Here is a 26,391-nt window from a genome sequence, read left to right as displayed (position 1 = left end):
ATCGCGAACTTGAAATCATCTGAAACCCGATGATTTTTTCTTCGCGTTTTGATTTCAATCGATTCATTTTCGTACATCTTGCGAAAATATCTTAAAAGCTCTGCCGTTTAGCAGACTCTAAAAAACAATTACTGGTTGTTCCCGATGGCACGTCATAGCACCATCATGCCAACCAAAAGGCATCCTCACGCGGAATATCTTCATCAAACAAGTGCAACCGACGTCCGAAAAGAATAAGCAAGACATCATCGAGATCATTTGCGAGTCGCCCGTGCCAATCGACGTGCTTTTACTGGTTTTGCTGGGCGCTCTTTTGCATGCCAGCTGGAATGCTCTTGTCAAATCCGGCAAGGATAAAGCGCTGGACGCGACCTTGATCGCAGCCGGGGCTGCGGCCTGCTCCATACCCTTTCTGCCCTTCCTGCCACTGCCTGGCGCAGTCGCCCTGCCCTTTCTCATCGTTTCGGCCATCTTGCAGTTCGCCTATTTCCGGCTGGTCGCAGCGGCTTATACGGTTGGCGATATCGGCCTTGTCTATCCCATCATGCGCGGCGTGGCCCCGCTGATCGTTGCCGCCAGCAGCAATATGTTTCTGGGGGAAAGCCTGAGCCCCGCCGCACTGGCTGGCATCGCCGTCATCTCCGCTGGCATCCTGACGCTGGCCTTTGAAGCACGCCATGGCCGCAAACATGCCATCCTGCTGGCTCTTGCCAATGCCGTGGTCATTTCGGGCTACACCTTTGTCGACGGTGTTGGCGCGCGCCTTTCCACGAGCGCCATTTCCTATACGCTTTGGATGTCGCTGTTGCCGCCGGTGCTTCTGTTCTCCTGGGCGCTCTATCAGCGCGGATGGACGCCCGTCGCCAATCATGTGCGCATCAACTGGTGGCGCGGCCTGGCGGGCGGTGGCGGGTCGATCCTGTCCTATGGGCTGGCGCTGTGGGCAATGACGAAAGCACCCGTGGCCGTGGTTGCCGCCCTGCGCGAAACATCCATTCTTTTCGCCATCGTCATCTCCGTCCTCATCCTCAAGGAAAAGGCCAGTATCTGGCGTTATGTGGCAGGGGCAATCATCGCTTTGGGCGTGCTGATCATGCGTCTGGGCTGATTTCGGCACCAGTTTTATGTGGTAACATAAAACCACACAATTAAACCATTGTTTTAAAACACTATTTTTTACGCATGTTATTTTCGCTGCCGTTGACGGGCTTTCCATCACGGATTATAAGCGCGCCAGACAGAATTTCCCCGGAAATGCGGTCCTATGGCTGTTCCAGCGCGAACAGCTTCAAGCAACAAGAAACGCCTGCATGCTTTTCGAAGTGTGACAGGTCCTAGAGAAAGTTAAAAGAATGTCTACTTTCGTTCAGAAGCCTGCTGAGGTGGAGAAGAAGTGGATCATCATCGACGCCGAAGGCCTCGTTGTTGGTCGCCTTGCCACCATCGTTGCAACCCGCCTGCGCGGCAAGCACAAAGCAACTTACACACCTCACGTTGACGACGGCGACAACGTCATCATCATCAACGCTGAAAAGTGCGTTTTCACCGGCAAGAAGTACTCCGACAAGAAGTACTACTGGCACACCGGTTATCCGGGCGGCATCAAGGAACGTACGGTTCGCCAGATCATCGAAGGCCGCTTCCCGGAGCGCGTTCTTGAAAAGGCCGTCGAGCGTATGATTCCTCGTGGTCCTCTTGGCCGTCGCCAGATGAAGAACCTTCGCGTTTACGCCGGTTCCAACCATCCGCATGAAGCACAGCAGCCAGTCGTTCTCGAAGTGGCACAGCTGAACAGCAAGAACGTAAGGAGCGCCTGATAATGGCCGATCTTTCCTCCCTGAAAGACCTCGCCCCGGCATCGGAAGCTTCGGCTCCCGTGCACGTCCGCAAGGTTGATACTCTCGGCCGCTCCTACGCGACCGGCAAGCGCAAGAACGCCGTAGCCCGCGTATGGGTCAAGGCTGGTTCCGGCAAGATCATCATCAACGGCCGTGACTTCTCTGCGTATTTCGCACGTCCGGTTCTGCAGATGATCCTGCAGCAGCCGCTCGTTGCAGCTGCTCGCTCTGGTCAGTTCGACATCATCGCAACGGTTGCTGGCGGTGGTCTCTCCGGCCAGGCTGGTGCAGTTCGCCACGGCCTGTCCAAGGCCCTCACCTACTTCGAACCAGGCCTTCGTGGCGTGTTGAAGAAGGGTGGCTTCCTGACCCGCGACAGCCGTGTTGTTGAACGTAAGAAGTACGGTAAGGCCAAGGCTCGCCGTTCGTTCCAGTTCTCCAAGCGCTAATCGCTTCCGGAATACAGAACTCGAAAAGGCGGAGCTTCGGCTCCGCCTTTTTTCGTTTGTGCTGTGTGATGATAAATGAGCGGTGCCGAGTATCAGTTGGTCTCGACCGCCATAGCAGAAGCCTTCTCAGCCTCTCCCATCTCGCTCATAAGCTGATCGACAACCATCGTCGCGCCAGCCTTGGTGTAATGGCCCCGGTCTGCGATATAGGCGACGCCATTGCGACCAAAGAAGCACATTTGGGCTGCCTGCTGTCCGCAAAACACCATTTCCGGCAGGACTTTCGCGACATCACTTGGCACTGCGGCATCCAGTATCGAATATGACCTGGCGGTAACCGTTTTGAAATCCGCGGTGGAATACTCAAAGCTTGGTACTGCCTCGCCTTTTATTATTTGAGCTGCCATGACGTCCTTTATGGACTTGTCAAAAAGAGGACTTGGATAAATAACCAGAACACGCTTGCCACCGGCTTTCAGCGTCTCAATGGTCTCCCTGAAATGTCTTTCTATGTCAGGGATAACGGTATCGCGGGTCGGATATTCGGCGTTGTCTATCCGGACATAGGGTGCATTGAAAAAATTCACCCAGAATGCCGTCAGCACAACTGTATCCACATTGCTTTGCAACAGATAGGCCATCGCACGCCGGTTGAAGTCGTCGCAGTTGACTGCCCCCTCCGCGCGGCCGGTGGACACACCGATGATGGGGGCACAATAGCCATGTGTCAGCTGTACCAGGCCGGCACCGCGCTTCAGCAACGCATCCTGCAAGGCTGGCGCTAGAGATGCCCCGATCGAATCGCCCCAGATTGCATAGGTTTCGGCTGTGCCAGCATTGAATATGCATTCTTTATCCGGCACATCGGGAGAATCGTCCTTAACCTGAAAAAGGCATTTTTCGCTCCATGACGTGTTTTCTACGAAGGTTCTGACGTCGGGAGCAAGCCGAAACGGCAGGCCTTCTTTGAAAACACCCCAACTTGCAAAACCTGTGAGCCCGGCAACACAGGCCACGACAACACCAGCAACGCGGGGCAGACTGGCTTTGCCATGGCGAAAAGGTTGTTCAATAAACCGCCAACTTAACGCAGCAAGAATAAAGACGACGAGGATCAGTCCAGCCATGGTCCATTGAGACGGCGGTTCGAGACTTCTTATCCGCCAAAAGGCAAAAACAGGCTGATGCCAGAGATAAGCACTGAAACTGATCTTGCCGATCCAGACCAGCGGGCTGAGCGATAGAACCTGTCCTGCAATTGTGTCGCGGGACGCAAACAGCAGAAACAAGCAGGCCCCTGCAACCGGCAGCAACGCCGCTAAAGATGGAACCCGTGTTGTGGGGTCAAAAAGGAAAACGGCCACCAACACCATGCCAAGCCCGGCAAGCGACAATGTACCATTTACGGGGCGCGTTCGCCCATGTGCGAAAAAGGCGCAAAGCGACCCGCAGAGAATTTGCCACGCGCGGGTAGGCAGAAGATAGTAATTGGCGGAAGGATAGTAGCGGGCACCGAACTCGCTGGCGATGAGGCTGGCAACTGCCACGACCAGCACGATCCTGAAAATCGTTTTGGTTTTCAACCGAAACAAAAAGAGCAATGGAAACAGCACATAGAATTGCTCCTCTACGCCAAGGCTCCAGGTGTGAAGCAGCGGCACCTCGGCGGCTTCGGGCGCAAAATAATCTGCCTTTCTCAGGAAATAAATGTTCGAGACCGAAAGCGTCGCCATGATGAAGCTTTTGGAAAATGACTGATACGCATCAGGCAAGAGCCACATCCAGGCGAATGGGATCGTACACAGCAGAACGAAAAACAAGGCGGGCAGAATTCGGCGCGCCCGACGCTGATAGAAGCTGGCAAGCGAAAAGTTACCTTGCGCATACTCTCCCAGGATAATGGTGGTGATCAGATATCCGCTGATGACAAAGAAGACATCGACGCCGATGAAGCCGCCCCCAAAGGTCGCAAAATTGGCATGTGCAAAGATGACGCTCAGAACAGCGATGGCACGCAGTCCGTCAATTTCAGATCTGTACTTCATAAGTGTCCATGGATCATACGAGTGCAAATATACGTTCTGGGCACCGCCTGATGCCGCAAATAATATGCAATGAACTTACCGGGAACAACTTAATGCGGTATTGAGAGAGGCGCGGTCTACCGCAATTGGAGTTGTCCATGCCATCAAAATCAATCGATCACGCATTCACCGGCTCCTCGCTGACATCAGCCGCAACAGACCCCACCCATGCCGGAGCGCTTTCTTTCATGCGCCGGAGATACACCAAGAATCTGGAGGGTGCTTCCACCGCGATCTGGGGCATCCCCTTCGATGCGGCTACCTCCAACCGGCCCGGCGCCCGCTTCGGGCCGCAGGCGATACGGCGCGCATCGGCTATTTTCGACAATGATCCACAGTACCCTTTCGGACACGATCTGTTCGAGGCAATGCCGACAATAGATTACGGCGATTGCCTGCTGGACTACGGCAACCACTGGCAAACGCCTGAAACCATAGAGACCGAGGCGAGCGCGATACTGGCGAAGGTGGATTATCTGCTGACATTGGGCGGTGATCATTTCATCACATGGCCGCTGCTGAAAGCGCATGTTGCCAAGCACGGGCCGCTGGCGCTGGTGCAGTTCGATGCGCATCAGGACACATGGTTCGATGATGGCAAGCGCATCGACCACGGCTCTTTCGTGGCACGGGCGGCGCGTGAGGGGTTGATCGACCCGGATCGCTCGATCCAGATCGGCATTCGCACCCACGCGCCTGAAGATTGCGGCATCAGGATCGTTTACGGATATGAGGTTGAGGATATGCGCGCGGGTGACATTTCCTCGCTCATCATCAAGCATACCGGCGGCCTGCCCGCCTATCTGACCTTCGATATCGATTGCCTCGACCCGGCCTTCGCGCCCGGCACCGGCACGCCCGTCGCCGGTGGGCCGACGAGTGCCAAAGTGCTGTCGATCCTGCGCGGCCTTGGTCAGCTGGATATTCGAGGCTCCGACGTGGTGGAGGTAGCGCCAGCTTACGACCATGCGGATATTACCGCCATTGCCGGGGCAACGGTTGCAATGTATATGCTTGGCCTGCGCGCTGAGCGGCTTGCGAAAGCGGGCCGTCACATTGAATCAGGCGCTTAGCAAAATGATTCCGCATATTCCCGTAAACACTTGAAAATTCAGGACAAGGACATGACAGCGAAAATCTTCATCGACGGCGAACACGGCACCACAGGCTTGCAGATCCGCACCCGCCTTGCCGACCGCCGCGATATCGAACTGCTGTCCATTCCCGAGGCAGAGCGCCGCAATGCGGCCATGCGGGAAGATATGCTCAACAATGCAGACATCTCCATTCTGTGCCTGCCGGATGATGCCTCCAAGGAAGCCGTGACCATGGTGTCCGGCAACAACAAGGTGCGCATCATCGATACCTCGACGGCATACCGCATCCATCAGGACTGGGCCTATGGCTTTGCCGAAATGGACAAGGCGCAGGCTGAAAAGGTGCGTTCCGCCCGTTTCGTCGCCAATCCCGGATGCTACCCCACAGGCGCCATCGGCCTCATCCGCCCGTTGCGCGTCGCTGGCATTCTGCCGGACGGTTATCCGGTCAGCGTAAACGCGGTGTCGGGCTATACGGGCGGCGGCAAGCAGATGATTGCGCAGATGGAAGACCAGACCCGCGACGACGCGATCAGCGCCAATAATTTTCTCTATGGCCTGACGCTGAAGCACAAGCATGTGCCGGAAATGAAAATCCACGGCCAGCTCGACCGCTCGCCGCTGTTTTCCCCCTCCGTCGGACGCTTCCCGCAGGGCATGATCGTCCAGGTGCCGCTGTTCCTCGCCGACCTCAAGGAAGGCACGACCATCGAGACGATTCACGCTGCACTGATCGAGCATTATGCAGGACAGGACATCGTGCAGGTCGTGTCGCTTGAAGACAGCAAGGCTCTCTCGCGCATCGACGCCGAGGAGCTGGCCAATCAGGACACGATGAAGCTCTTCGTCTTCGGCAGCGGCGAACACATCAATCTCGTCGCCGTGCTGGATAATCTCGGCAAGGGCGCATCCGGCGCTGCCGTCCAGAACATGGAACTCATGCTTTCGGCATGAGCGGAAATCTGGCCGAGAACAACCATTTCAGATGAACTTGTAAGGCGGTGGAGCATATCCTCCGCCTTTCTCATTGCCGATACAGCCAGCAGCCTCGTTTATCGCGTGAGGCTGGAGAGTGGTGCTGCCGCGATCCTGAAATGGCTCAAACCGCGCGGCATAGGCGAACTGCTTGGTATGGTGTTTCTGGAATGGCGAAACGGCACTAGAGTCGTGCGCATGCTGGAGCGTGAAGGCCCGATCTGCTTGGTCGAAGACGCGGGCGACCTCACGCTCCGGGACTACCGCCTCACGCATGGCGAAGCGGCATCGAACGCAATCGTCGCCGATATCTCATACAAAGGCTGCAGTCGCCGCGGCCAGACATGCCTCGAGGCCCGCGCATGCAGGCCTTTCTATCTGCTGGTCTCTGGAAGATGTAGTTCAACTTGAAGATAGCGAGAACGCTGGTGAGCGCCTTGCTTTCATCAATGTCGCTAGATCACTGCGTTAGGTCTCTGGACGCGATGTTTATCGCTTGAAGTCTCAGCCCTTCGCGCTTGCTTCGACGGACAGAGGATACTCCCCCACAAACCCGCGCCAATTCGCAATCGCAAATGCCAGCACCAGCAGTGCCATACCTTGGTGCGCCAAAGCGACATGGATATCGACGTGCATCAGCAGCGTGGTAATGCCGAGCCCGGCCTGAATGCAGACCAGCACGAAGAACAGCACGGAGCGGCGTGCGTGGGGAGTGTTGGGCAGGGTGCGGGAAAGGTTGACCATGTTCCACAGCGTTGCGGCAAACAATACGTAAGCGCCGAGGCGGTGGATGAACTGGACGGTTTTCGGGTTTTCGAAAATGTTGATCCACCAGGGGTTCTGGATGAAAAGGTCGCCCGGCACGAGCGAACCGTCCATCAGCGGCCAAGTGTTGTAGGAAAGACCGGCATTGAGGCCCGCCACTAGCGCGCCGAGATAAATCTGGAAAAGACAGAGGCAGGCCAGCAGGGCGGCAAAGCCCCTGCCCCGTTGCTCGTTCGCAGCTTGCGGTGAATGGAGCGACAGGCCGCGCAATATCCACATGCAGCCCGCAAAGATCAGGCAGGCGATGGTCAGGTGGGTGGCGAGGCGGTATTGCGAGACATCCGTGCGGTTGACGAGGCCGGACGACACCATCCACCAGCCGACGAAGCCCTGAAAGCCGCCGAGCGCGAGCAGGCCGACCAGCGGCAGTTTCAGCCGTTTTTCGATACGTCCCGTCAGCCAGAAATAGGCAAGCGGCAGCGCGAAGATCAGGCCGATGGCGCGTGCCAGCAGGCGGTGCGCCCATTCCCACCAGAAGATGGTCTTGAACTCATCGAGCGACATGCCCTTGTTGATTTCCTGATATTGCGGAATGCGCTTGTAGAGCTGGAATTCCTCTTCCCATTCGGCAACGGAAAGCGGCGGAATGGCACCGTGGATCGGCTTCCATTCGGTGATGGACAGGCCGGACTCGGTAAGGCGCGTTGCGCCACCCACCAGCACCAGACAGAAAAGCGTAAACAGCACGACGCGCAGCCAGATGCGCAGCAGACGGCGGTTCTTTTCCTGTGCTCTCAACGCCGCCACGCGGCGCTGCTCGACAGAGGTTTCAGCCGTAGCCACCGTGTTCGCCTGCATTCTTGACACTCCACAAGTCTTTTAGATGGTTTGCAACAACGCATCGTGCAAAACAAGCCCTCAGACCCCTTCCCTTCGGCATAAAGCTTTGCGGCATTGGGTCGCGCCTGTATAGTGCGCCGACAGATTCAGCAGACGGAACACGGCATGCCCACGCGCCTCAAATCATTCATCGGCACCATCATCATCATATGTCTGGTGGTTGTTTATGCGGTGCTGGCTACAAGCTTCGCCTCTGCCACGCTGGCCACGCAGCCATGGTGGGTGCATCTGGCCTATTTCGTGTTTTCCGGTCTGCTGTGGATTTTGCCAGCCATGCTCATCATCAAATGGATGGCAGGGCCGAAGCGCCAGAAATAATCGTCAGGCAGCGCTGCGGTCGCCCGGCAGCGGCTCGCTCATCGTCATGACAGCCGGATACCCCAACGCGCGCAGTTGGGCGAGCGCGTGGTCAGCCAGCGCATCATCCGCATCCGGCAAGGATAGAACGATCTCGGCATCGAGATATTTCAGCAAGCGCGTAACGCCTTCTATGTCTGCCGCGCCGAATTCCAGAAGCACCGTATCGTAAGTATCCGCAAGCGCGCTGAGCACCATGGTTAGCCGCTCTATGATTCGAACCGCGTGCAGCGCCTGCGAGGTTCCCTGCGGCACGATGTGGGCATTCGACAGACGGTCGTGATGGATCGTTTCGCCGAAAGCCGTTTCCCCGAACAGAAGATCGGCAACGCCCGGAAGGCCGGGCTCCGGCGACATCAGCCGCGTGGGGCAGCCGGAAACCGTCATGTCCACCAGCACGATGGAACGCCCAAGTTCGGCCATGGAACGCGCCAGCATGACGCTTGCGGTCGATCCATCGTCGCCGCTGGGCGAGAGCAAGGCAATGGTTGGCTTTGCGCCGCGCATGGAGAGAAAATCCGCAACGCCATTCACAGAAAGAACAAAGCGCTCTTCTGTCGCTTCATCGAAATCATCTGCATGAGGTGCGTTTTTGGTCACGTCAGTTCTCGATTTTTCTGGTTCACGGCATATCCGTATTTCACCCGACTGTATGATCTTCCGGTAACGCAAGCGTTAAGCTTAAAGTGCTGCCAGTTCGAAAACGTACGAAAGCGACAGGTAAAATTCTTTTCTTTACTGAGCATTAACCATAAGGGGCCGATAACTGCCTGAAGAAATGTTTTGGAGCATGATTGCGGATGACGTTCGCTGCCCCACGCTTGATATCCGTACTGATCGTTGCACTCGCGGCAACGCTCGCGGGCTGTTCTGCGTATAAGCCGGCACCGCGCGCCTTTAACGAGGCAGCGCTGCAACCTTACCGCCTCGATAGCGGCGACCGCCTGCGCGTCAACGTCTTCGATCAGACGGGGCTAACAAATACCTATACCATCGATCAGGCTGGCTATGTTGCCTTCCCGCTCGTAGGACAGGTGGCAGCACGCGGCAAAACTGTCTCGCAGCTGGAATCGGGCATTGCCCAAAAGCTGCGGCAAGGCTTCCTCAAGAACCCGGATGTCACGATCGAGATCGATCGTTACCGACCCGTCTTCGTCATGGGCGAAGTCGGCAGACCCGGCCAATATTCCTACGTGCCCGGCATGACGGCCCAAAACGCCATCGCCATTGCCGGCGGCTTTACGGCCCGCGCCAACCAGCGCGACGTGGATGTCACCCGAAAAATCAACGCCAATGTGCTGACCGGCAGAATCATCATTTCCGGCCCGATCATCGCAGGCGACACAATCTATGTCCGTGAACGTTTCTTCTAAGCGGCCTCATCCCTTCATGGACATGTCTCATCTAAAAGGATCTGACGTTTAAAGTTTGCAGCCTGGAAATGGCGCCACTGTAAAGGCGCTTTCCATCGGCTCACAGCTGCGGGTAAACTGGTATTGCGTATCCCGCCCCCCTTCTTTCACCGCCGACGTCCGGCGGTGAAAATCAACAAATCCGAATATATAAGAATTCTTGCAAATTAAGGATGTATATTCGCCATATGCTGGTGTAAACTGGCGTGGGAGAGGCTTGGAACCCTAAGCGTTTATTAGCATGTTGTTCGTATTCTCCCACTGCACTAGAGGCTGCGGAAAGACAGAATGAGCAACGCTGGAGGCGACACCAATCCGATCGATCTGAATGCTTTGCGCAAAAAGCTGGCTCGCAACAATGAGGATGGCAGCGCAAAGAAGAACGAGCCGGCAACGCTCAACCCTCTCGCGCTCCAGGTCGCCAACCAGCTTCGTGCAACGAGCCATTCACCCAATATCGTCATCGGACAATTGCGGCTGCTTGAATTCGTGGTGCTGACGGTGGTCGGCATTCTCATCAATGCGCTCGAAGTGCCGGATGCCTTCGGCTCCCGCGTCACCCTCATTGCCATCTGCGTCTGGAATGGCATCTTTTGCTCGATTCTGCTGCAGGCAGCCGATGCCTATCAGTTGCCCAATCTGCGCCGCGCCTTCGATACCATGCCGTGGGTGCAGGGTGCGTTGATTGCGTCTTTCGCACTCACCGTCCTCCTCGCTTTGGCATTCCTGCCGACTGACGATCTCTCGTGGAAAAATCTTGGCCTTTGGTATGCGGGCAGCGTCGTCTTCCTGCTGATCGAGCGCATCATCGTTGGCCTGATGATCCGCCATTGGGGCCGAAACGGCGTCATGGAACGGCGCGCGGTCATCGTTGGCGGTGGACAGGCAGCCAAGGATCTGATCCGCTCGCTCGAACACCACGATAATGACATCCGCATCTGCGGCATTTTCGATGATCGCAAAAGTGCGCGCTCTCCAGAGGTCGTCGCTGGTTATCCCAAGCTTGGCACCTTCGCAGAACTGGTGGAATTCGCACGCCTGACCAAGCTGGACATGTTGATCATCTCCATTCCCATGAGTGCGGAAGCGCGCATACTGGAACTCATCCGCCAGCTATGGGTGCTGCCGGTGGATATCCGTATTGCCGCCCATGCCAACAAGCTGCGCTTCCGCCCCCGCTCCTACTCCCACATCGGCAGCGTGCCCATGCTGGATGTGATGGACAAACCGCTGCGTGACTGGGACTCAGTTGCCAAGCGGGCCTTCGATGTCGTCTTCAGCATCATTTGCATTGCGCTTCTGTGGCCCATCATGCTGGGCGCGGCGATTGCCGTGAAAAGCACGTCCAAAGGCCCCATTCTGTTCAAACAGAAACGGCATGGCTTCAATAACGAGACAATCAATGTGTGGAAGTTCCGCTCCATGTATACGGAGATGAGCGACCCGACGGCCAAGAAAGCCGTGACGAAAAACGATCCGCGCGTAACGCAGGTGGGCCGATTCCTGCGCAAATCCTCCATCGATGAGCTGCCGCAGCTCTTCAACGTTCTGGCTGGCGATCTTTCCCTTGTCGGGCCGCGCCCGCATGCCGTGCATGCGCAGACGGGTGACTTGAAATATACCGAGGTCGTCGAGCATTATTTTGCACGCCATAAGGTCAAACCCGGCGTGACGGGCTGGGCGCAGATCAATGGCTGGCGCGGCGAAATCGACCACGGCGACAAGATCAAGAACCGCACGGCCCACGATCTTTATTATATCGAGAACTGGTCGCTGATGCTGGATCTGAAAATTCTGATTCTGACGCCCATCCGGCTGCTGAAATCTGAAAACGCTTACTGATAAGCACGGAACTTCTTGCGATTTCATGCGTTTGGCTCCCGCAGATTTACCGATCAGGGGAAACACATGACTCAGACCAACAATCTTTACCTCATCATTGGCGCGCTCATGATCGCCGTCGTAGGCCTTGGCGTCTATGTATGGCACGAGGAAAGCAAGCCCAAGGGCATCGAAATGAACATCGGTCCCAACGGCGTTTCCGTCCAGGAAAATTGATCTCTCCAGTTTCGCGCAGGTTGAGAAAACTAGACCGGTTTATGCCAGTTTTTTAACACGACAGAAACCGGTCTTTTCATGAGAAAAGATCAGAAAATGCCCGCTTTCGCGTGAAGCGATGGTTACGGCGCCGATGATTGGCGACGAACCGAAAATCAGGATGTGTTCGGCAATGGTCTCTGGACTTGGTTCGCATGTGCAGCTTCTGTCTACCAAACTCGCGTTGAAAGCTATCGAGGAGCAACAAGCGGTTACGCAAGATCTGCCCGCCCTCGCTCATGCCGACACTATGCCGAGTGACGAATCGTCCGCAAAAGATCTCCCGCAGGCGGAACAGCCTTCCACGAAGCCACAGCCGGCCCTGTCGATCATCGCAACGACAGCAGAACCTGAAGTCGCCTACATCACATCTGCCGCCTTTATGGGACAGTTGAAAGTCTGGCTGACGGAACTCTCGAACGATTCCACCACTGCGGCGCAGGGAAAGGCCATGCTTCAGGCATTGGCATCCCACACCCTCAAAGTATCCGATCCGGTCGAAGGTATCGTCGTGAAAGCCTGGGATATCGACGCTCTCGAAATACAGGACAAGCACTGCGAAAAAATGACCCCCATCGGCTGGAGCCAGTTCCTGAACCAGCACGTTAAGCGCAACGAAGGCGCCTCCTACGCGAAAAACGCAGATGGAAGTTTCATCGACATCACATCCGGTGAAAGCGCGATGTTCGGCCCCGTGGGCAGCAACTATTTCTATTTCACCTGGCGATAAGCCAGGCCAAAAACATGAAGCTTTGAGAAATGGGAGACCCGCCGCTGTCCCACCCAGCATATGGCGGGTCTCAACCGTTTACCCCTCCAGTCAGGGCTGAGACACAGAACCACGTTACATAAAATATGGCAAGATCGTGGCGATGATTTTGGATAATAATTATTCACTTTGCCTTTTAAATCATCAAATTACGAGAAACTGCGCCGATCAATATACTTTTCCGAGTGCAGCCGTGAGTTTGCGGAGAGTTTTTTCCAGCGCCGCAATTTTACACTTGCGCATGAACCGCCATCTATATAAACGCCTGTTCTGTGTCGGAGCGTAGCGCAGCCCGGTAGCGCACTTGACTGGGGGTCAAGGGGTCGTGGGTTCGAATCCCGCCGCTCCGACCATTACTTCAAAGACTTGAGGCCTCCCCACCCTCAAGCAGATTTCACGAAAAGACTCGGTTTACAGTTGGTTTTTGCCAAGGCTCTTTGGCGCGCTTTGCGCACCATTTCCCCTCCATAAAATGATTCTTTGGCAATCGGCTTGACTCATATTAGCGCCGGAACATAATAAGAACATCACTGGCACGGGGGCGCGTGCTTTCTGACATCGTAGTGCGGCATAGGGCTCTGGAAGATGGAGATTGAGAACGTGCGTCCAAATGATGAAACCGCCCCTGTCGATGTGGCGGATTATATTTTACAGTGCCATGAGGGAAACGCCAAAGCTGCGATAGAGGCCATGCAGGAAGAGATCGAGCACCTGCAGCATCAATTGAGCCTGGCGGTCGTGGCAATGGGGCACGGCTACACCAGGGGGTGGGCTCCAAGTGAGGGGCGCGGGCGTGAGAGATGAGACGGGTTATTTCCGTCCCATCGTGTGCGGAGGCCGGTCTATCGGCTTTTTAGGACGGTATCAGATCATCTGATCCGGTATCGTCACCATGCTGGTGATCGTCTTTGCGCGCTCAATGTCTTCCCAGCTTTTGTCCATGGCATAGGTCGATGACAGGAAGGGAATGCCGAGATGGCCGTAGCGGATGGAGAGCTGCTGCTCGGCAGTGTCTTCGTCCATGCCTGCGACGCGGTTGACGTAGATGGCGGAGGCGAGCCCCGTGCGGTCGGCACCGGATTTGCAGTGGATGAGGATGGGCTTGGGCGCATCGCGCATGATCTGGATCAGCTGCGCCACGCGCGTCAGCCCCAGTTGCTTGCGGGCGGACATTCCAAAATCGACATGCTGGACGCCAAGCTTTTCAGCCGTTGCGGTTTCATGCTTGTACCATGCGGATCCGTCGTTTTCGCCGCGCAGGTTGATAATGGTCTTGATGCCATTTTCCTTCACGTAGCGCGCCAGTTGCGCATCGCTCAGCTGGCTTGAGCGATAGAGCTGCCCAGCGATGACCTCATGAAAATTGCCGGAGACGAGAAGAATGCCGAGATAGGCTAGGAAAACCAACGGGACGGAAAGGATCGGCAGAACGCCCCGAAGCAAGATATTACGCATTTTCATTTTTCCTGTTGTTTGACAGGAAAATGAATGCCGTTGCTGACACTAAGCTGAACGAGCCATTTAGCCGACAACCAGATGGCTTATGTGCCGGTTACGGCCAGTCTTTCGATGTCACCGAACGAAGACATAGACAGCGTAAACGGCAATCAGCGCACCTGCAAAGAGCCCGGCAATAAGGCCGAGGCGCTTTTCGATGAAATCGCGGATGGGCTCTCCATAACGCTGCAACAGCCCGGCAAGAATGAAAAACCGCGCGCCGCGGGCAATGATGGCCGACAGGATGAAGAAGCCGAGGCTGATATTCGCGGCACCGGACAGAATCGTCACCACCTTGATCGGCGGCAGGTGGGCGAGACCGGAGGTCACGAGCAGCAGCAACAGGGTCTGGTCGTCGACGGATGCCTTCAGCTGCTCGAAGCTATCCAGCTTGCCGTAAAACTCCAGAATGGGGCGGGCGATGCTCTCAAAGGCATAATGGCCGAGATACCAGCCAGCGATACCGCCCAATACCGAAGCCACGGTCGCCACGCCCGCATAGAACATGGCGCGCTTCGGCTTTGCCAGAACCATGGGTATGAACAGGACATCAGCCGGAACGACGAAAATCGAACTTTCGACGAAAGCGACGATGGCCAGCCACCAGACGGCTGTTTTTCTGGCCGCGAGCGCCATGGTCCAAGCGTATAGTCCTTTGAGCATTCCGCACCTCTCTGAGACGGCTGGTTTAACCGCGGTGATGGCCTATGGCAAATGTTGCGGAGCAATATTGAGGCAGGCGTAGCGATAATATTTTGCAGCGCAGCAAGGCGAGTTCGCAATAAATGCGGCTAATCCACAAAACCTTATGTTGCAACGCAAACATAAAACCATTTTTACTAGTATATTTCCAGTGTCTGATGTATAGTTGCGAGGGGACGAATGGAGGAGGAAATAGTTATGGACTATGTTGGCTTCGTTACTTCGATAAACCCTTTCATCATCGCCATTCTGGTGGCCGTGCTTTTGGCGGGGGCCTATAGTTCGTGGGTATCCCACTGAGCCGCGCCTGAGCGATCATTAACAGTGCTGCTGCGAGACACGCAATTGCGTTACTGGTTGCGTTCGCCATAGGCATGACATTTCTGGAATGTTATCTATCCCGAGACTGAAATAGCTTCGGGATAGAGAATGACGCAGAATTTTACGTTTACGGACACATCCGAAAGCCTCAGCACGGTTTTACAGCGGCTGATTGGCAATCTGAGCGGCAAGACGATTACCTTGCGCGAGTTGATGGAGGCCATTGGCGAACAGGGCCTGCTGTTGATGTGCGCCATCGCCTGCCTGCCTTTTCTCATTCCAGTGTCTATTCCCGGCGTCAGCACCGTTTTCGGCGCGGCCATCGTCATGATCAGCCTTGCGATCACCCTGAACCGCCTGCCCTGGCTTCCAAAACGCATTCTGGACAAGCAGATGGAAACTGCCCGCCTTGCGCCTGCTCTGCAGAAGGGCGTGAACATCGTGTCCAAGCTTGACCGCTATATGCGCCCTCGCCTGCCCGCGCTGACAAGCGGCACCATCATGGCCCGCGTGAATGGCCTTGCCATCATGGCCGCCGGAATTTTGTTGATGATGCCGCTAGGCTTCGTGCCGTTTTCGAATACGCTGCCTGGCGTCGCCATTCTCTTGTTTTCCGCAGGCATGATTCAGCGCGACGGCGCGACCGTTCTTGGCGGCTATCTCTTCCTCATTCTAACGACGATTTATTTCGCGGCTTTGGCCTACGGCGCATTCTGGGCCGGACAGGGCCTCAGCAACTCGCTCACGAGCGCGTAATGCCCCCACGGCGCGCTTCTCTGGCGCGCCGCTTGGTCAGCCACCAGATTGTCAGGCGCCTACGCTGGCGCCTCACATAGGGCAAATCTTGCGACAGCACCAAAAGACCGAGCGGCACCATCCAGAAGCCGAGAATCGGCAGGAAGCCCAGCAGACCGCCAATGACGAGCAAAACGCCGATAATGATGCGTCCGACTCGCGAACGCGGCATCGCCACGCTCCATTTTCCCAAATGTAGACGCCCCGTTTTAGGGTGAAGACCGAAAGTCATTGCAAAACACCCTTGCTCGAGATCGCTGTGTGAATTTTTTTTGAGGCCAACATTCCCAGAAACGTGGGGGCTTCAGTGGATAAAACAAGAGGAATTCATTTTTTTTGAAAAAAGCGCTTGGCAAATCGGAAAAGCATTTGTATTACCCCGCTCACACCGCGCCAAGCAGCGCACGTTCCCTGGTAGCTCAGCGGTAGAGCATTCGACTGTTAATCGACAGGTCGCCGGTTCGAATCCGGCCCGGGGAGCCATTTTTTCTAATTAGATAAAATGGTTATGATGCAGGTAGTAACCTGCAAGATCATCAGCTGCACCTACACATCCATTCCGCAGGCTTCATAGCACCATCGTCACGACAGGATTGTGTCATGCAGATCGACTGGGCTTATATACAGCGAGACTGGGATTGGGCCGGGCACATGCTCGAAGCGGTGATCATGGCCGCTGTGGTGGCCCTCATTTTCGTATTGTCTTGAATTGGCGAGATGCAGGCATCGTTGGCCTAGCATTTGCCATCGGTCATTTCCACGGGCGGGAAAAACGGGATTATGAGGTTTCGGTGCATATGCCACCGCCTCACCTCGATGCCTATTATATGTGGAACTGGTCCTGGGATCAGGCGACGGATTTCTGGCCCACGGCTTTGCTGTGCCTTGGCCTGCTTTTGTGGTGGGTGAGGAAACAATAAAGGCGTCATTCGCGATGAATGACGCCGTTTGTAACTTTCGAGGTGTGCTTAGCGACGCTGGGCAGAGCTCTTATTCTTTCCAGCACCGCCGGAGACGGTCGTGGAGGTGGCAGAGACAGGATCGCTGGCTGGGAAACTGTCTTCCAAGCCTTCTTCCAGGTCCTGATCCTTGCTGCCGTCCTGAGCTTCGGCTCGTTCGTTCCTTACCGATTCTGCAGCTGGCGAATTTTCGTCGCCATCGAAAGCGACTTCCTTTTCCGCTTCTGACCAATGGCGCTCGTGGTCACCCTCGCGGCGGCCTTCGCTTTCCCATTTTTCGTAAGCCTTTTTGCGAATTTCTGCTTCGCGATCAACCATATTGCTTCTCCCTTAGTATGAATGAGAGAGAAACAATTCGGCGCAATGTTTAGTTCCTGCGCGCGCAGAACAAACCTTCACGGAACTTCATCGTGAAGCCGGTCGTTATCTCTCCAAAGCAAGGAGATTGCGACATGACAGAGAAACACACGAAGCCACTCGATATCGATGACAAGGATGTTGCCGACTTTCATACGGAACGCGAACTGAAGGGCACGCCTGACGAACTCGATCCTGATGAAGAGATCAACCTGCGTGCACGTCGCCAGGCTGCGCGTCAGCATGAAGACGCGTTCATCGTGGCGACGGATTTGGAAGATGATGACCAGCGCGATGCTGCCCCCGGCACGAGAGAGCAGCCATAAGGCGCGAAGTGTCCAGTTTTAGCGTCGAACGGAAACGATCGACTTTCGGCTGAAATTCGAGACCTGAACGCGACCCGACTGATTGCCGCCCAGTATCTGGGCGGTATTTTTATTGAGGCTTTTCAGAATACCCGCGTGGTAGCTTTTACCGCTTCTGACCACGACGACGTCACCGGGCTTTGCATTGCCGGTGGGAACGGCATAACCGAACGACGTCCACGATTTCGCAAAACCAGAAGATTTCGGTGGCTGCCTGCCCGACTTTTCGGCGACGACACTGAGGAAGTGCCCACACCATGGAGTCTTGCGTGGATTGACACCCAGAATGGCCTTGAGTGTTTTGTTGTTTTTACCCTCATGAAGTCCGGAATATCGCTCAGCTTGATTGAGCATTCCAGCGGATGCAGGTGCAGTGAAAGCCGTGCAAAGAGCAGCGGCCAGAACGAACGCAGTTACTTTCAAATTCTCGCCCTTTAGAAGCACACAATGACCTCGGTCCTGCCCCGTCAGAAGTCTTGTGCGCATATTCAAAGTATAGTGGTGAAAGCCGATAATTCTCATCAGGCTCACCGCCAGCGAGGGTCGATCTATTCCTGTAATTTAGCGAGAATTTGACGAGATATAGGCGAAAATTAGAACGCTTATTATCGAAAATCTCAAGGTTTTCTAAAGGTTTTCGTGGGCCGATTTTAGCTACTTGCAAAACAATAATCGCCAGAATCAAAGAGCCACCCGGCGGTTTGCGGCGGGTGGCTGGTAACTCTGATATAATGGATAGGGGCGTTTTAAGAAGCGAGTTTTCGCGTCTCCACGAGGCAATGGGCATCCCGGCTTGCTTCTATGAAGGCGATACGGGCGATTTCGCCTGCAACGCTTCCCAGCAGCGAGGCTCTGCACAGCCTCAATGCCTGCTCATAGACTTTGCCGTGACGGCTTGGCCATTCGTGCTGCAAAAAATCAAAAGCCTCGTAAACGCCGTTGAAGGTTCGGGGGGCGCCGTTTTCCAGAGAAATAACCACTGGGGCATCCCACTTGACGTCGTTCAGCATCATTGATTGGACTTCCATACTCAATTAACCCGCCTCTAACGTCGGACCCGACATATGGTTCCGCGATAAGTGGTTTCAAGAGACAATAATTCACCAATTGAAAACCATGTCGTTGAATGGCCTTATTATACGCCCCTTGCGGGAACAAAGCTCTTCAACAATCATTCAATCTGAAGTGAACCGAGTGGCATATGGCTGAGAAAAACACCCCCATTATTGTGTGGTTTCGCAAGGACTTACGCCTTGCCGACAATCGCGCGCTTTCAGCCGCTAAGGACCACGGCGGCCCCATCATTCCCGTCTATATCCGTGAGGAAAACGCACCCGCCAGCGGGGCTCTCGGCGGTGCTCAGGAGTGGTGGCTTCACCACTCTCTGGAGGTTCTGTCGTCGGCGCTGGAGAAGGCTGGTTCACGGCTGATTTTGTGCAGCGGCAAGGCGGAAACGGTACTGAAATCGCTGCTGGAGGAAACCGGAGCTGGCGCGATTTTCTGGAATCGGCGCTATGATCCGCAGGGCATGGCGACCGACAGCCACCTCAAGAAAAAATTCCGGGACGATGGATTTGAGGTGGAAAGCTTCGCGGGCCATCTGCTGCATGAACCATCCAAGTTGAAGACGAAGAGCGGCGGTCCATACCGCGTCTACACGCCATTCTGGCGCGCCTTCGAGGGCGGCCAGGAACCGGATGAGCCCGTCTCTGCCCCTAAGAAACTCCCCTCGCCCTTCCGCTGGCCGAAATCTGAAGAGCTGAAAAGCTGGAAGCTGCTACCGACCAAACCAAATTGGGCCAAGGATTTTTCAGAGGTCTGGACGCCGGGTGAAGACGGCGCAAAGGACAAACTTGAGACCTTCATCGAGGACGCTTTGAAGGGCTACGAAGAAGGGCGAGACTTCCCGGCCAAGCCAGCTACATCCATGTTGTCGCCACATTTGACCATGGGAGAAATTTCTCCGGCTCAGGTCTGGGACGCCACGCGCGGCCTTTCGCGCAGCATCGCGTCTCACGATCTCAGCCGTTTCCGCAAGGAAATTGTCTGGCGGGAGTTTTGCTACCACCTGCTTTTCCATTTCCCTGAACTGGACGAGAAGAACTGGAACGACAGTTTCGACGTGTTCGAATGGCAGACCGATAACGCAGGCTTCAAGGCCTGGACGAAGGGCATGACGGGTTATCCCATCGTGGATGCCGGTATGCGCCAGCTGTGGAAGCATGGCGTGATGCACAATCGCGTGCGGATGATTACCGCCTCCTTCCTCATCAAACATCTGCTGATCGACTGGCGGAAGGGTGAGAAGTGGTTTCGCGATACGCTAGTCGATGCCGATCCCGCTTCCAACGCAGCCAACTGGCAATGGGTGGCCGGGTCCGGGGCGGATGCCTCCCCCTTCTTCCGCATCTTCAATCCCATTCTCCAGGGTGAGAAATTCGATCCCGACGGCGACTATGTGAAAACCTTCGTGCCGGAGCTTGCAAAGTTGGAGAAGAAATTTATCCACAAGCCGTTCGATGCCCCGAAGGACGTGTTGCAGAAGGCTGGCATCGAACTTGGCAAGACCTATCCGAAACCTCTGGTGGACCATAATGCGGCGCGTCAGCGGGCGCTCGCAACCTATTCGGATATCAAGAAAGGTGAATAAAACCTGTTATCGGCAAGATTTTGCGCGCCAACCCTATTCACCGGAAGATATTTTCTTGTCACAACGCGGATAGACAAGGACATAACGGCATCTCATTCGCGACGGACGAAAAGGCCCCACCATGACCATTCATACCTCTGTGCTTACTGCCATTGGCAACACGCCACTCATCCGCCTGAAAGCAGCATCAGAGGCGACGGGATGCGAGATTCTCGGCAAGGCCGAATTCATGAATCCCGGTCAATCGGTCAAGGATCGCGCAGCCCTTTACATCATTCGCGATGCGGAACGACGCGGCCAGTTGCGCCCGGGCGGCGCCATCATTGAGGGTACTGCCGGCAATACCGGCATCGGTCTGTCGCTGGTCGCGAATGCGCTGGGCTACAAGACGGTCATCGTCATTCCTGAAACTCAGAGCCAGGAAAAGAAGGACGCGCTGAAGCTGCTCGGAGCCCAGCTGATCGAGGTGCCAGCCGCGCCCTACTCCAACCCGAACAACTATGTGAAGGTCTCTGGCCGTCTGGCAAAGCAGCTGGCAGCGACGGACCCCAACGGTGCGGTCTGGGCAAACCAGTTCGACAATATCGCCAACCGTCAGGCCCATATCGAAACCACTGCGCCGGAAATCTGGGACCAGACGGACGGCAAGGTGGATGGCTTCGTCTGCGCCGTTGGTTCCGGCGGGACGCTGGCTGGCGTGGCGGATGGTCTTCGCGATTTCAACCCCGATATCAAAATCGGCCTTGCCGACCCGGACGGCGCGGCTCTCTACGAGTTCTACAAGAACGGCACGCTGAAGTCCGAGGGTTCGTCCATCACCGAAGGCATCGGACAGGGCCGTATTACGGCCAATCTGGAAGGTTTCGAGCCGGACTTTTCCTATCGCATCTCCGACGCCGAAGCGCTTCCAGTGGTGTTTGACCTCGTTTCGAAGGAAGGCCTGTGCCTTGGCGGCTCATCTGGAATTAATGTTGCCGGTGCAATTCGACTTGCCCGCGACCTCGGTCCGGGGCATACAATCGTTACCATTCTTTGCGACTACGGCAACCGTTACCAGTCGAAGCTTTTCAACCCGGATTTCCTGCGGTCCAAGGGTCTTCCCCTTCCCGCATGGCTGACGGAAAAGCAGGAGATTTCGGTTCCGTACGAAACCGTCTGAGGTCGATGCCCACATGCCTGTGAATGCCCTGTTTCGTGATGATTTCTATCTTTCCACATGTGAAGCGGTGGTCACGGCAGTGCATGAAGATGGCGGCATAGAGCTGGATCAGACCTGCTTCTATGCCACATCGGGCGGTCAACCCGGCGATACCGGCTTTCTGGAGAGAGCCGATGGCTCCAAGATAGAGCTTGGCCAGACGAAACACGGCGCTGACAAAAGCATCATCATCCATGTCCCCACCGAGGGACAAGCTTCACCCGACATTGGTGAGAAGCTGACGCTGCACGTAGACTGGCCGCGTCGCTACAAGCTCATGCGCATGCACACAGCCTGCCATCTTCTGTCCGTCGTCTGCCCCTGGCCGATCACCGGCGCTGCCGTTGGCGAAGAGGAATCGCGTGTCGATTTCGACATGTCGGAGACCATCGACAAGGACGAGGTGACGGCAAAGCTGATGGCGCTGGTGGAAGAGAACCACCCGGTTTTCCTGACATGGATCACCGACGAAGAACTTGCCGCCAATCCAGACATCGTCAAATCCAAGAATGTCCGTCCACCACTTGGCCTTGGGCGCGTCAGCCTTGTGTGCATTGGCGAAAACTCTGCTGTTGACAGTCAGCCCTGCGGGGGCACTCATGTGTCCAAGACGCAGGAAGTCGGCGAAATCCACATCGCCAAGATCGAAAAGAAGGGCAAGGAGAATCGCCGTTTCCGAATTCGTTTCGGCAAGCCCGGCGCATCCGCCTGATTTCTGGGAGAAATATCGTGAGCACGGATAAAAGCCGTTTCGTCGTTTCGGCGGATTGGGTTGAGCAGCAGCTTGGCACCCCACATTTTCGATTGGTCGATGCCTCCTGGTATTTGCCCGCGCATAAGCGCAACGGGAAGGAAGAATATGCTGCTGGACACATTCCCGGCGCGGTCTTCTTCGATCAGGACAAGATCGCGGACCACGATACAGGCCTGCCCCACTCCCTGCCATCACCGCAGTTCTTTGCCGAACAGGTCGGTGAACTCGGCATCGGCGAGCAGGATACCATCGTCGTTTATGATGGTCCCGGCTTTTTCTCTGCGCCGCGCGTGTGGTGGATGCTGCGCGTAATGGGTGCCGAGACGGTCTATGTGCTGGATGGCGGCCTGGACGGCTGGAAAGCCGCTGGCAAGCCACTGGAAACCGACGCGCCAAGCATCGAGCCTTCAACGTTCGAAGTGCATTTTAACCCGAAGCGCATCACCACCTTCTCCGCCATGCGCTCCATCGTCGATAATGGCGAGGTGCAGGTTGCCGATGCCCGTGGCGCTGGCCGTTTTACCGGAGAAGAAGCCGAGCCCCGCGCTGGCATGCGTTCCGGCCATATGCCCGGCGCGCGCAATCTGCCTGCCACCGCCTTTTCGGAAAACGGCCACTTCAAGGATCTGCCGACGATCCGCAAGATGATATCTGAAGCGGGCATCGATCTGTCGCAGCCGGTCGTGACCAGCTGCGGTTCCGGCGTTACGGCTGCCGTGATCACGCTTGCGCTGGAATCGCTGGGTCATTCGGACAACTCGCTTTACGACGGCTCATGGTCCGAATGGGGCAGCAAGCAAGATACGGCCATCGTGACCGGCCCTGCCGAGCCTGTTCCAACACAACCACATGGCCCGATCAAGGCCCACGTTACCCAGCTGGAAATGACGTCTGCACCCAAGGTCAGCCTGCCGGTACCGGTCAATATCCAGACCGCCATCATGCGCACCACGAATATTCCGCTGCATTTTTATCGCTATCTCTACTGGCGCGTGGGCAAGCGCTGGCACTGGCACAAGCGTATGCGTATGAGCGACGCCGAGCTTTCCGCCACGCTTCGCGATCCGGCCAATTCGGTGACCGTGCTTTATATGAACGGCGCGCCCGCTGGCTTCTTCGAGCTTCACAAGCTCGATTCTGACGTGACGGAACTGTCCTATTTCGGCCTGATGGAAGAGGCGATTGGCGCAGGCGTGGGCAAATGGTTTCTTCTGCAGGCGCTTTATTCCGCATGGCAGGACAACCCGAAAAAGATCACCGTCTCCACCAACACGCTCGACCACCCCCGCGCGCTTCAACTTTACCAGATGATGGGCTTCTCGCCGGTCAGCACCTATGAAGCATGGGTAGAGCCGCTGACGGACAGCGAATATCTGGAAATTTCCCGACGGGGCTGATCGGCGTTAGGACGCGCTGGTCTTTTTGATGATGAGGTGCGTGGCATTTTCGCCGCGCACCGTTTCAGTGCAGCGATAACCAAGGGCAGGAAGATCGAGCCATTCAAACAGGTTCTCGCCCTTCCCCAACAGCACCGGGCTCTGCGCCAGATGCAGCTCATCGATCAGCTGCTTTTGCAAATATTGCCGGATCGAGGAAACGCCTCCGCCCAGCCGCACATCCTTGCCACCTGCCGCAGCTTTCGCTGACTGAAGTGCCTCTTCAATGCCACCAGTGATAAAATGAAAGATGGTGCCACCTTTCATCTCCAAAGGTGGCCGCGCGTGGTGTGTCAGCACGAAGACCGGGACGTGATATGGCGGCTCCTCGCCCCACCAGCCCTTCCACTCGTGGTCCGGCCATGGTCCGCGTATGGGACCGAACATGTTGCGCCCCAAAATCCAGGCACCTAGATTGTCGAAACCGGCAGCCGCAAATTGCTCGTCGATCCCCGTCGAGCCGCCGTCTTGACCGAACATTTTATGGAATGTCTGCGTTGCAAACGCCCAACTATGGAGCGTTTTGCCATCCACGCCGAGCGGGTTCTCCAGGCTTTGATCCACACCTGCGCCGTACCCATCGAGCGATATTGAAAAACTGCGAACAACCAAGCGTGACATCTGCACCTCCCGCGTCTTAGGGGAAAAGTAGCAGAGTTGGCCCGGTTTACAATTCCTGTCCCAGGTTCACCGCCGTCGGCACTTCCTTCGCCGGGCTGCTTTCCTTTTCGCTGCCACCGCCGGAGAGATGCGAGGCGATGAGTTCGCCGTGGAATTTTGCCATTTCGTAGCAGTAAGTGATCTCGCGCTTTTCAGCGGACCAGTACACATCCGGACGGCCGCAGGTGCGGGCCGTCAGCTTGACGTCGCCCTTGAGCGTATAGCCGTTGAAGCTGCGGGCAATCAGATCGAGAACTTTGGATTCCTTGACGATGGTGGCGTAGATATCCAGAAACGGATCGCGCACCGGCTCATAGCGGGCGATGAATTTGGTTGCACCGGCCTTGGCCACATAAGGTTTCAGCACCTCGTTCCAGTGGCTGACGGTTTGCGGGTAAGCCGTTTCACAGGCCTTCCAGTCATCCTTGGGCAGACCCATCATATCGGCCAGATCGCCATAGCCACCGGCATCCTTGCCGACCATCAGGCAGGCCATCTGCCGGTCACGCGCGGGGTTAGGCACCAGCGTCGAATAAAGCGGGGAATTGTGGTCCGGCAAGGCCTGAGCCGAGCGGGCCAGATACCAGCTGTCGGTTGCGTTGACGATGGCCGTGTCCAGCCATTCCTCGTTCGCTTCTAGCATCATCGTCCCGGCCAGCTGATCGGCGGCGTCCTTGCCCGCTCCCGGCTCGGGCAGCGCCAGATCGGAAATCAGCATGCGGGATGCTTCGTGGTAGAGGCTGAAAATTGCGTTACCGATGACGAAATTCACCGTCTGCTGCAATTGCTCGTCCGAAAGATCATCCAGCGCGGGTGCTGTTTGCGCATGGGCGGCAGGTGAGATGAACGAAAAAACGGTGACCAGAGAAGCGGTCATCAACCTGCGCAGCATGGACGTCAACTTTCTAAAACGAGGACGTATGATTGATTGCGAAAGTAAACGGCACAAGCAATGGGCTGGTTGCCTCCAGAGGCAAGAAACGGGTGGATACACGACTCTTTGAAGAGCATAGCGACAAACTAGCAACGCAAAGGAGCCGTTATGACCGAGATCGTTTTTACCGCCATGGCCGCCAGTGAGGCCGAAGCCTTTCGCAATGGAAAGCCGGATGCCAACGGGCAGAATCCCGAACCATCGATTGCCGTCGGCACCTATCCCTGCCGTGTTTGCCTTGGGCAGATAAAGGATGGCGAGGCCATGCTTCTACTGGCCTATCGCCCCTTCCCGCACCTGCAACCCTTTGCGGAAACCGGACCTATTTTCATTCATGCCGAAGCCTGCGAGCCCCCTGCCGCAGACGACATATTGCCGCCGATGCTGGACAGTCCCGACTATATCGTGCGCGGCTACAGCCATATTGATCGAATCGTCTACGGTACGGGTGCCGTGACTGCGACGGGTGAGATTGCAGACCGGGCAAAGGAGCTGCTGGGGCGGGATGACATCGCCTATGTTCACGTCCGCTCCGCCCGCAACAATTGCTACCAATGCCGCATAGATCGCGCCTGAATACGCAGTTGCGCTTAATTTTACCGAATAAGATAAGCGGCCCGCAAATTTTTCGTGCGATTTTGGGACAGTGATAAATCGGGAATTATGAAGATGACCGGCAATCTGACCATGCAGAATCGCGGCGCGGGCCGCAGCAAGACACGCATTTATGGAACAGTGCAGTATTTCAATCAATCGGTGAAAGGCCGTGTGGTCGATCTTTCGGCTACCGGCATGGCGCTGGAACTGGAAGGCGCATTCGCCGCGGCCAAGGGAAGCCGGGTCAAGGTGCAGAGCGAAGACCTCGGCTTCATCGAAGGCACGGTGCAGTGGCAGCACATGAACAGGCTTGGCCTGCAATTGCAGCTTTCCACCAACACGCTGGCCCAGCTTTCCTCCTACTTCCGTTTCTTCCATGCGGATGTGAAGCCGACGCTGGCTGGATGAAATGAAATTTACCGG

31 protein-coding genes, 2 tRNA genes and 1 pseudogene are annotated in these 26,391 nt (G+C 56.0%); 23 read left to right on the top strand and 11 right to left on the bottom strand.

Annotated elements, in window-relative coordinates:
• The first annotated feature begins 271 nt into the window (after positions 1 to 271).
• From ABUK73_RS00345 to rpsI, 3 genes are all read left to right on the top strand, one after another.
• A complete protein-coding gene (locus ABUK73_RS00345) occupies positions 272 to 1,108 on the top strand; it encodes a DMT family transporter (RefSeq protein ID WP_353575580.1) in 837 nt (278 codons plus the stop codon).
• 244 nt (positions 1,109 to 1,352) lie between these two features.
• A complete protein-coding gene (gene rplM, locus ABUK73_RS00340; protein WP_113089478.1) occupies positions 1,353 to 1,817 on the top strand; it encodes a 50S ribosomal protein L13 in 465 nt (154 codons plus the stop codon).
• A 2-nt stretch (positions 1,818 to 1,819) separates the two neighbouring features.
• Positions 1,820 to 2,287, top strand: a complete 468-nt coding sequence (gene rpsI, locus ABUK73_RS00335) for a 30S ribosomal protein S9 (RefSeq protein WP_062451361.1) — start codon at positions 1,820 to 1,822, stop codon at positions 2,285 to 2,287.
• A gap of 92 nt (positions 2,288 to 2,379) precedes the next feature.
• Here the strand turns inward: rpsI and ABUK73_RS00330 are convergent, their stop codons facing one another.
• Entirely contained in the window at positions 2,380 to 4,332 is a 1,953-nt protein-coding gene (locus ABUK73_RS00330; protein WP_353575579.1) for an acyltransferase family protein, read from the bottom strand.
• A 137-nt stretch (positions 4,333 to 4,469) separates the two neighbouring features.
• On the opposite strand from ABUK73_RS00330, the gene speB reads away from it, so the two are divergent.
• From speB to ABUK73_RS00315, 3 genes are all read left to right on the top strand, one after another.
• Entirely contained in the window at positions 4,470 to 5,444 is a 975-nt protein-coding gene (gene speB / locus ABUK73_RS00325) for an agmatinase (RefSeq protein ID WP_353575578.1), read from the top strand.
• 51 nt (positions 5,445 to 5,495) lie between these two features.
• Positions 5,496 to 6,422, top strand: a complete 927-nt coding sequence (gene argC, locus ABUK73_RS00320) for an N-acetyl-gamma-glutamyl-phosphate reductase (protein ID WP_353575577.1) — start codon at positions 5,496 to 5,498, stop codon at positions 6,420 to 6,422.
• 105 nt (positions 6,423 to 6,527) lie between these two features.
• The gene (locus tag ABUK73_RS00315; RefSeq protein ID WP_353575576.1) at positions 6,528 to 6,854 is read left to right on the top strand and encodes an aminoglycoside phosphotransferase family protein; all 327 of its coding nucleotides are present in this window, start codon (positions 6,528 to 6,530) and stop codon (positions 6,852 to 6,854) included.
• A 93-nt stretch (positions 6,855 to 6,947) separates the two neighbouring features.
• Here ABUK73_RS00315 and ABUK73_RS00310 read toward each other — a convergent pair whose 3' ends face one another.
• The gene (locus ABUK73_RS00310) at positions 6,948 to 8,066 is read right to left on the bottom strand and encodes a COX15/CtaA family protein (RefSeq protein WP_353575575.1); all 1,119 of its coding nucleotides are present in this window, start codon (positions 8,064 to 8,066) and stop codon (positions 6,948 to 6,950) included.
• Between the two features lie 147 nt (positions 8,067 to 8,213).
• Here ABUK73_RS00310 and ABUK73_RS00305 point away from each other — a divergent pair, with 147 nt between their 5' ends.
• On the top strand, positions 8,214 to 8,426 hold the full coding sequence (locus ABUK73_RS00305) for a DUF2842 domain-containing protein (RefSeq protein ID WP_113089485.1): 213 nt from the start codon (positions 8,214 to 8,216) through the stop codon (positions 8,424 to 8,426).
• Between the two features lie 3 nt (positions 8,427 to 8,429).
• Here the strand turns inward: ABUK73_RS00305 and ABUK73_RS00300 are convergent, their stop codons facing one another.
• The gene (locus ABUK73_RS00300) at positions 8,430 to 9,065 is read right to left on the bottom strand and encodes a tyrosine-protein kinase family protein (RefSeq protein WP_353575574.1); all 636 of its coding nucleotides are present in this window, start codon (positions 9,063 to 9,065) and stop codon (positions 8,430 to 8,432) included.
• A 200-nt stretch (positions 9,066 to 9,265) separates the two neighbouring features.
• Here ABUK73_RS00300 and ABUK73_RS00295 point away from each other — a divergent pair, with 200 nt between their 5' ends.
• The 6 genes from ABUK73_RS00295 (at position 9,266) to ABUK73_RS00270 (ending at position 13,547) form a co-directional block, all read left to right on the top strand.
• On the top strand, positions 9,266 to 9,838 hold the full coding sequence (locus tag ABUK73_RS00295) for a polysaccharide biosynthesis/export family protein (RefSeq protein ID WP_113089487.1): 573 nt from the start codon (positions 9,266 to 9,268) through the stop codon (positions 9,836 to 9,838).
• Between the two features lie 327 nt (positions 9,839 to 10,165).
• A complete protein-coding gene (locus ABUK73_RS00290) occupies positions 10,166 to 11,719 on the top strand; it encodes an undecaprenyl-phosphate glucose phosphotransferase (protein WP_353575573.1) in 1,554 nt (517 codons plus the stop codon).
• A 66-nt stretch (positions 11,720 to 11,785) separates the two neighbouring features.
• A complete protein-coding gene (locus tag ABUK73_RS00285; RefSeq protein ID WP_113089489.1) occupies positions 11,786 to 11,935 on the top strand; it encodes a hypothetical protein in 150 nt (49 codons plus the stop codon).
• A gap of 172 nt (positions 11,936 to 12,107) precedes the next feature.
• Positions 12,108 to 12,704: a hypothetical protein gene (locus ABUK73_RS00280; protein ID WP_353575572.1), complete on the top strand. Its 597-nt coding sequence runs from the start codon at positions 12,108 to 12,110 to the stop codon at positions 12,702 to 12,704.
• A gap of 315 nt (positions 12,705 to 13,019) precedes the next feature.
• A tRNA-Pro gene (locus tag ABUK73_RS00275) sits at positions 13,020 to 13,096 on the top strand.
• A 232-nt stretch (positions 13,097 to 13,328) separates the two neighbouring features.
• Complete coding sequence (locus tag ABUK73_RS00270; RefSeq protein WP_353575571.1) at positions 13,329 to 13,547, top strand: hypothetical protein; 219 nt, start codon at positions 13,329 to 13,331, stop codon at positions 13,545 to 13,547.
• 60 nt (positions 13,548 to 13,607) lie between these two features.
• Here ABUK73_RS00270 and ABUK73_RS00265 read toward each other — a convergent pair whose 3' ends face one another.
• Together ABUK73_RS00265 and ABUK73_RS00260 are read right to left on the bottom strand one after the other, a co-directional pair.
• Positions 13,608 to 14,198 (bottom strand): dual specificity protein phosphatase family protein, encoded by a 591-nt coding sequence (locus ABUK73_RS00265; protein ID WP_113089492.1) that lies wholly within the window; start codon positions 14,196 to 14,198, stop codon positions 13,608 to 13,610.
• 117 nt (positions 14,199 to 14,315) lie between these two features.
• Positions 14,316 to 14,903: a YqaA family protein gene (locus ABUK73_RS00260; RefSeq protein WP_353575570.1), complete on the bottom strand. Its 588-nt coding sequence runs from the start codon at positions 14,901 to 14,903 to the stop codon at positions 14,316 to 14,318.
• A 468-nt stretch (positions 14,904 to 15,371) separates the two neighbouring features.
• On the opposite strand from ABUK73_RS00260, the gene ABUK73_RS00255 reads away from it, so the two are divergent.
• Entirely contained in the window at positions 15,372 to 16,019 is a 648-nt protein-coding gene (locus tag ABUK73_RS00255; protein WP_113089494.1) for an exopolysaccharide biosynthesis protein, read from the top strand.
• On the opposite strand, the gene ABUK73_RS00250 is transcribed toward ABUK73_RS00255, so the two are convergent.
• Positions 16,006 to 16,290 carry a hypothetical protein gene (locus ABUK73_RS00250; protein WP_113089495.1) on the bottom strand — a complete coding sequence of 95 codons (285 nt, stop codon included), beginning with the start codon at positions 16,288 to 16,290 and terminating at the stop codon, positions 16,006 to 16,008. The two genes, ABUK73_RS00255 and ABUK73_RS00250, sit on opposite strands and share 14 nt — an antisense overlap.
• Positions 16,291 to 16,466: 176 nt before the next feature.
• On the opposite strand from ABUK73_RS00250, the gene ABUK73_RS00245 reads away from it, so the two are divergent.
• Together ABUK73_RS00245 and ABUK73_RS00240 are read left to right on the top strand one after the other, a co-directional pair.
• Positions 16,467 to 16,541: transfer RNA gene (locus ABUK73_RS00245), tRNA-Asn, on the top strand.
• A 117-nt stretch (positions 16,542 to 16,658) separates the two neighbouring features.
• Positions 16,659 to 16,978, top strand: a pseudogene (locus ABUK73_RS00240) (hypothetical protein).
• A gap of 48 nt (positions 16,979 to 17,026) precedes the next feature.
• Here ABUK73_RS00240 and ABUK73_RS00235 read toward each other — a convergent pair.
• Positions 17,027 to 17,335 (bottom strand): DUF2934 domain-containing protein, encoded by a 309-nt coding sequence (locus ABUK73_RS00235; RefSeq protein WP_353575569.1) that lies wholly within the window; start codon positions 17,333 to 17,335, stop codon positions 17,027 to 17,029.
• A 134-nt stretch (positions 17,336 to 17,469) separates the two neighbouring features.
• Between ABUK73_RS00235 and ABUK73_RS00230 the strand changes: the two genes are divergently transcribed.
• Complete coding sequence (locus ABUK73_RS00230) at positions 17,470 to 17,700, top strand: hypothetical protein (RefSeq protein ID WP_113089525.1); 231 nt, start codon at positions 17,470 to 17,472, stop codon at positions 17,698 to 17,700.
• An 18-nt stretch (positions 17,701 to 17,718) separates the two neighbouring features.
• Here ABUK73_RS00230 and ABUK73_RS00225 read toward each other — a convergent pair whose 3' ends face one another.
• Together ABUK73_RS00225 and ABUK73_RS00220 are read right to left on the bottom strand one after the other, a co-directional pair.
• Positions 17,719 to 18,093: a TIGR02594 family protein gene (locus ABUK73_RS00225; RefSeq protein ID WP_113089526.1), complete on the bottom strand. Its 375-nt coding sequence runs from the start codon at positions 18,091 to 18,093 to the stop codon at positions 17,719 to 17,721.
• A 392-nt stretch (positions 18,094 to 18,485) separates the two neighbouring features.
• Positions 18,486 to 18,752, bottom strand: coding sequence for a DUF982 domain-containing protein (locus tag ABUK73_RS00220; RefSeq protein ID WP_162727877.1), 267 nt, complete (start codon positions 18,750 to 18,752; stop codon positions 18,486 to 18,488).
• A 188-nt stretch (positions 18,753 to 18,940) separates the two neighbouring features.
• On the opposite strand from ABUK73_RS00220, the gene ABUK73_RS00215 reads away from it, so the two are divergent.
• The 4 genes from ABUK73_RS00215 to sseA all read left to right on the top strand — a co-directional run bounded on the left by ABUK73_RS00215 (position 18,941) and on the right by sseA (position 23,738).
• Positions 18,941 to 20,389 carry a cryptochrome/photolyase family protein gene (locus ABUK73_RS00215; RefSeq protein WP_353575568.1) on the top strand — a complete coding sequence of 483 codons (1,449 nt, stop codon included), beginning with the start codon at positions 18,941 to 18,943 and terminating at the stop codon, positions 20,387 to 20,389.
• 121 nt (positions 20,390 to 20,510) lie between these two features.
• Positions 20,511 to 21,548, top strand: coding sequence for a cysteine synthase A (locus ABUK73_RS00210; protein ID WP_353575567.1), 1,038 nt, complete (start codon positions 20,511 to 20,513; stop codon positions 21,546 to 21,548).
• Between the two features lie 13 nt (positions 21,549 to 21,561).
• The gene (locus tag ABUK73_RS00205; RefSeq protein WP_113089501.1) at positions 21,562 to 22,299 is read left to right on the top strand and encodes an alanyl-tRNA editing protein; all 738 of its coding nucleotides are present in this window, start codon (positions 21,562 to 21,564) and stop codon (positions 22,297 to 22,299) included.
• Between the two features lie 17 nt (positions 22,300 to 22,316).
• Positions 22,317 to 23,738 (top strand): 3-mercaptopyruvate sulfurtransferase, encoded by a 1,422-nt coding sequence (sseA, locus tag ABUK73_RS00200; RefSeq protein WP_353575566.1) that lies wholly within the window; start codon positions 22,317 to 22,319, stop codon positions 23,736 to 23,738.
• A gap of 6 nt (positions 23,739 to 23,744) precedes the next feature.
• Here the strand turns inward: sseA and ABUK73_RS00195 are convergent, their stop codons facing one another.
• Together ABUK73_RS00195 and ABUK73_RS00190 are read right to left on the bottom strand one after the other, a co-directional pair.
• Positions 23,745 to 24,398: a dihydrofolate reductase family protein gene (locus ABUK73_RS00195; RefSeq protein WP_353575565.1), complete on the bottom strand. Its 654-nt coding sequence runs from the start codon at positions 24,396 to 24,398 to the stop codon at positions 23,745 to 23,747.
• A 46-nt stretch (positions 24,399 to 24,444) separates the two neighbouring features.
• Positions 24,445 to 25,329: a DUF4344 domain-containing metallopeptidase gene (locus tag ABUK73_RS00190; RefSeq protein WP_353575564.1), complete on the bottom strand. Its 885-nt coding sequence runs from the start codon at positions 25,327 to 25,329 to the stop codon at positions 24,445 to 24,447.
• A gap of 150 nt (positions 25,330 to 25,479) precedes the next feature.
• Between ABUK73_RS00190 and ABUK73_RS00185 the strand changes: the two genes are divergently transcribed.
• Together ABUK73_RS00185 and ABUK73_RS00180 are read left to right on the top strand one after the other, a co-directional pair.
• Positions 25,480 to 25,947, top strand: coding sequence for a DUF1203 domain-containing protein (locus ABUK73_RS00185; protein ID WP_353575563.1), 468 nt, complete (start codon positions 25,480 to 25,482; stop codon positions 25,945 to 25,947).
• 93 nt (positions 25,948 to 26,040) lie between these two features.
• A complete protein-coding gene (locus ABUK73_RS00180; protein WP_113089527.1) occupies positions 26,041 to 26,376 on the top strand; it encodes a PilZ domain-containing protein in 336 nt (111 codons plus the stop codon).
• The last annotated feature ends 15 nt before the right edge of the window (positions 26,377 to 26,391 follow it).

Origin of the sequence: Agrobacterium vacciniicorymbosi, from assembly GCF_040427045.1 — a bacterium.
GTDB lineage: Bacteria > Pseudomonadota > Alphaproteobacteria > Rhizobiales > Rhizobiaceae > Agrobacterium.
The sequence above is the reverse complement of the archived record's forward strand: the minus strand, read 5'-3'. Positions and strand labels throughout refer to the sequence as shown.

Bases quoted from the DNA above. Each gene is read 5' to 3' on its own strand.
- rplM (WP_113089478.1), top strand. From the start codon at position 1,353: ATGTCTACTTTCGTTCAGAAGCCTGCTGAGGTGGAGAAGAAGTGGATC.
- rpsI (WP_062451361.1), top strand. From the start codon at position 1,820: ATGGCCGATCTTTCCTCCCTGAAAGACCTCGCCCCGGCATCGGAAGCT.
- ABUK73_RS00330 (WP_353575579.1), bottom strand. From the start codon at position 4,332: ATGAAGTACAGATCTGAAATTGACGGACTGCGTGCCATCGCTGTTCTG.
- speB (WP_353575578.1), top strand. From the start codon at position 4,470: ATGCCATCAAAATCAATCGATCACGCATTCACCGGCTCCTCGCTGACA.
- argC (WP_353575577.1), top strand. From the start codon at position 5,496: ATGACAGCGAAAATCTTCATCGACGGCGAACACGGCACCACAGGCTTG.
- ABUK73_RS00310 (WP_353575575.1), bottom strand. From the start codon at position 8,066: ATGCAGGCGAACACGGTGGCTACGGCTGAAACCTCTGTCGAGCAGCGC.
- ABUK73_RS00305 (WP_113089485.1), top strand. From the start codon at position 8,214: ATGCCCACGCGCCTCAAATCATTCATCGGCACCATCATCATCATATGT.
- ABUK73_RS00295 (WP_113089487.1), top strand. From the start codon at position 9,266: ATGACGTTCGCTGCCCCACGCTTGATATCCGTACTGATCGTTGCACTC.
- ABUK73_RS00290 (WP_353575573.1), top strand. From the start codon at position 10,166: ATGAGCAACGCTGGAGGCGACACCAATCCGATCGATCTGAATGCTTTG.
- ABUK73_RS00285 (WP_113089489.1), top strand. From the start codon at position 11,786: ATGACTCAGACCAACAATCTTTACCTCATCATTGGCGCGCTCATGATC.
- ABUK73_RS00280 (WP_353575572.1), top strand. From the start codon at position 12,108: ATGGTCTCTGGACTTGGTTCGCATGTGCAGCTTCTGTCTACCAAACTC.
- ABUK73_RS00270 (WP_353575571.1), top strand. From the start codon at position 13,329: ATGGAGATTGAGAACGTGCGTCCAAATGATGAAACCGCCCCTGTCGAT.
- ABUK73_RS00265 (WP_113089492.1), bottom strand. From the start codon at position 14,198: ATGCGTAATATCTTGCTTCGGGGCGTTCTGCCGATCCTTTCCGTCCCG.
- ABUK73_RS00260 (WP_353575570.1), bottom strand. From the start codon at position 14,903: ATGCTCAAAGGACTATACGCTTGGACCATGGCGCTCGCGGCCAGAAAA.
- ABUK73_RS00255 (WP_113089494.1), top strand. From the start codon at position 15,372: ATGACGCAGAATTTTACGTTTACGGACACATCCGAAAGCCTCAGCACG.
- ABUK73_RS00250 (WP_113089495.1), bottom strand. From the start codon at position 16,290: ATGACTTTCGGTCTTCACCCTAAAACGGGGCGTCTACATTTGGGAAAA.
- ABUK73_RS00235 (WP_353575569.1), bottom strand. From the start codon at position 17,335: ATGGTTGATCGCGAAGCAGAAATTCGCAAAAAGGCTTACGAAAAATGG.
- ABUK73_RS00230 (WP_113089525.1), top strand. From the start codon at position 17,470: ATGACAGAGAAACACACGAAGCCACTCGATATCGATGACAAGGATGTT.
- ABUK73_RS00225 (WP_113089526.1), bottom strand. From the start codon at position 18,093: ATGCTCAATCAAGCTGAGCGATATTCCGGACTTCATGAGGGTAAAAAC.
- ABUK73_RS00220 (WP_162727877.1), bottom strand. From the start codon at position 18,752: ATGATGCTGAACGACGTCAAGTGGGATGCCCCAGTGGTTATTTCTCTG.
- ABUK73_RS00215 (WP_353575568.1), top strand. From the start codon at position 18,941: ATGGCTGAGAAAAACACCCCCATTATTGTGTGGTTTCGCAAGGACTTA.
- ABUK73_RS00210 (WP_353575567.1), top strand. From the start codon at position 20,511: ATGACCATTCATACCTCTGTGCTTACTGCCATTGGCAACACGCCACTC.
- ABUK73_RS00205 (WP_113089501.1), top strand. From the start codon at position 21,562: ATGCCTGTGAATGCCCTGTTTCGTGATGATTTCTATCTTTCCACATGT.
- ABUK73_RS00195 (WP_353575565.1), bottom strand. From the start codon at position 24,398: ATGTCACGCTTGGTTGTTCGCAGTTTTTCAATATCGCTCGATGGGTAC.
- ABUK73_RS00190 (WP_353575564.1), bottom strand. From the start codon at position 25,329: ATGCTGCGCAGGTTGATGACCGCTTCTCTGGTCACCGTTTTTTCGTTC.
- ABUK73_RS00185 (WP_353575563.1), top strand. From the start codon at position 25,480: ATGACCGAGATCGTTTTTACCGCCATGGCCGCCAGTGAGGCCGAAGCC.
- ABUK73_RS00180 (WP_113089527.1), top strand. From the start codon at position 26,041: ATGACCGGCAATCTGACCATGCAGAATCGCGGCGCGGGCCGCAGCAAG.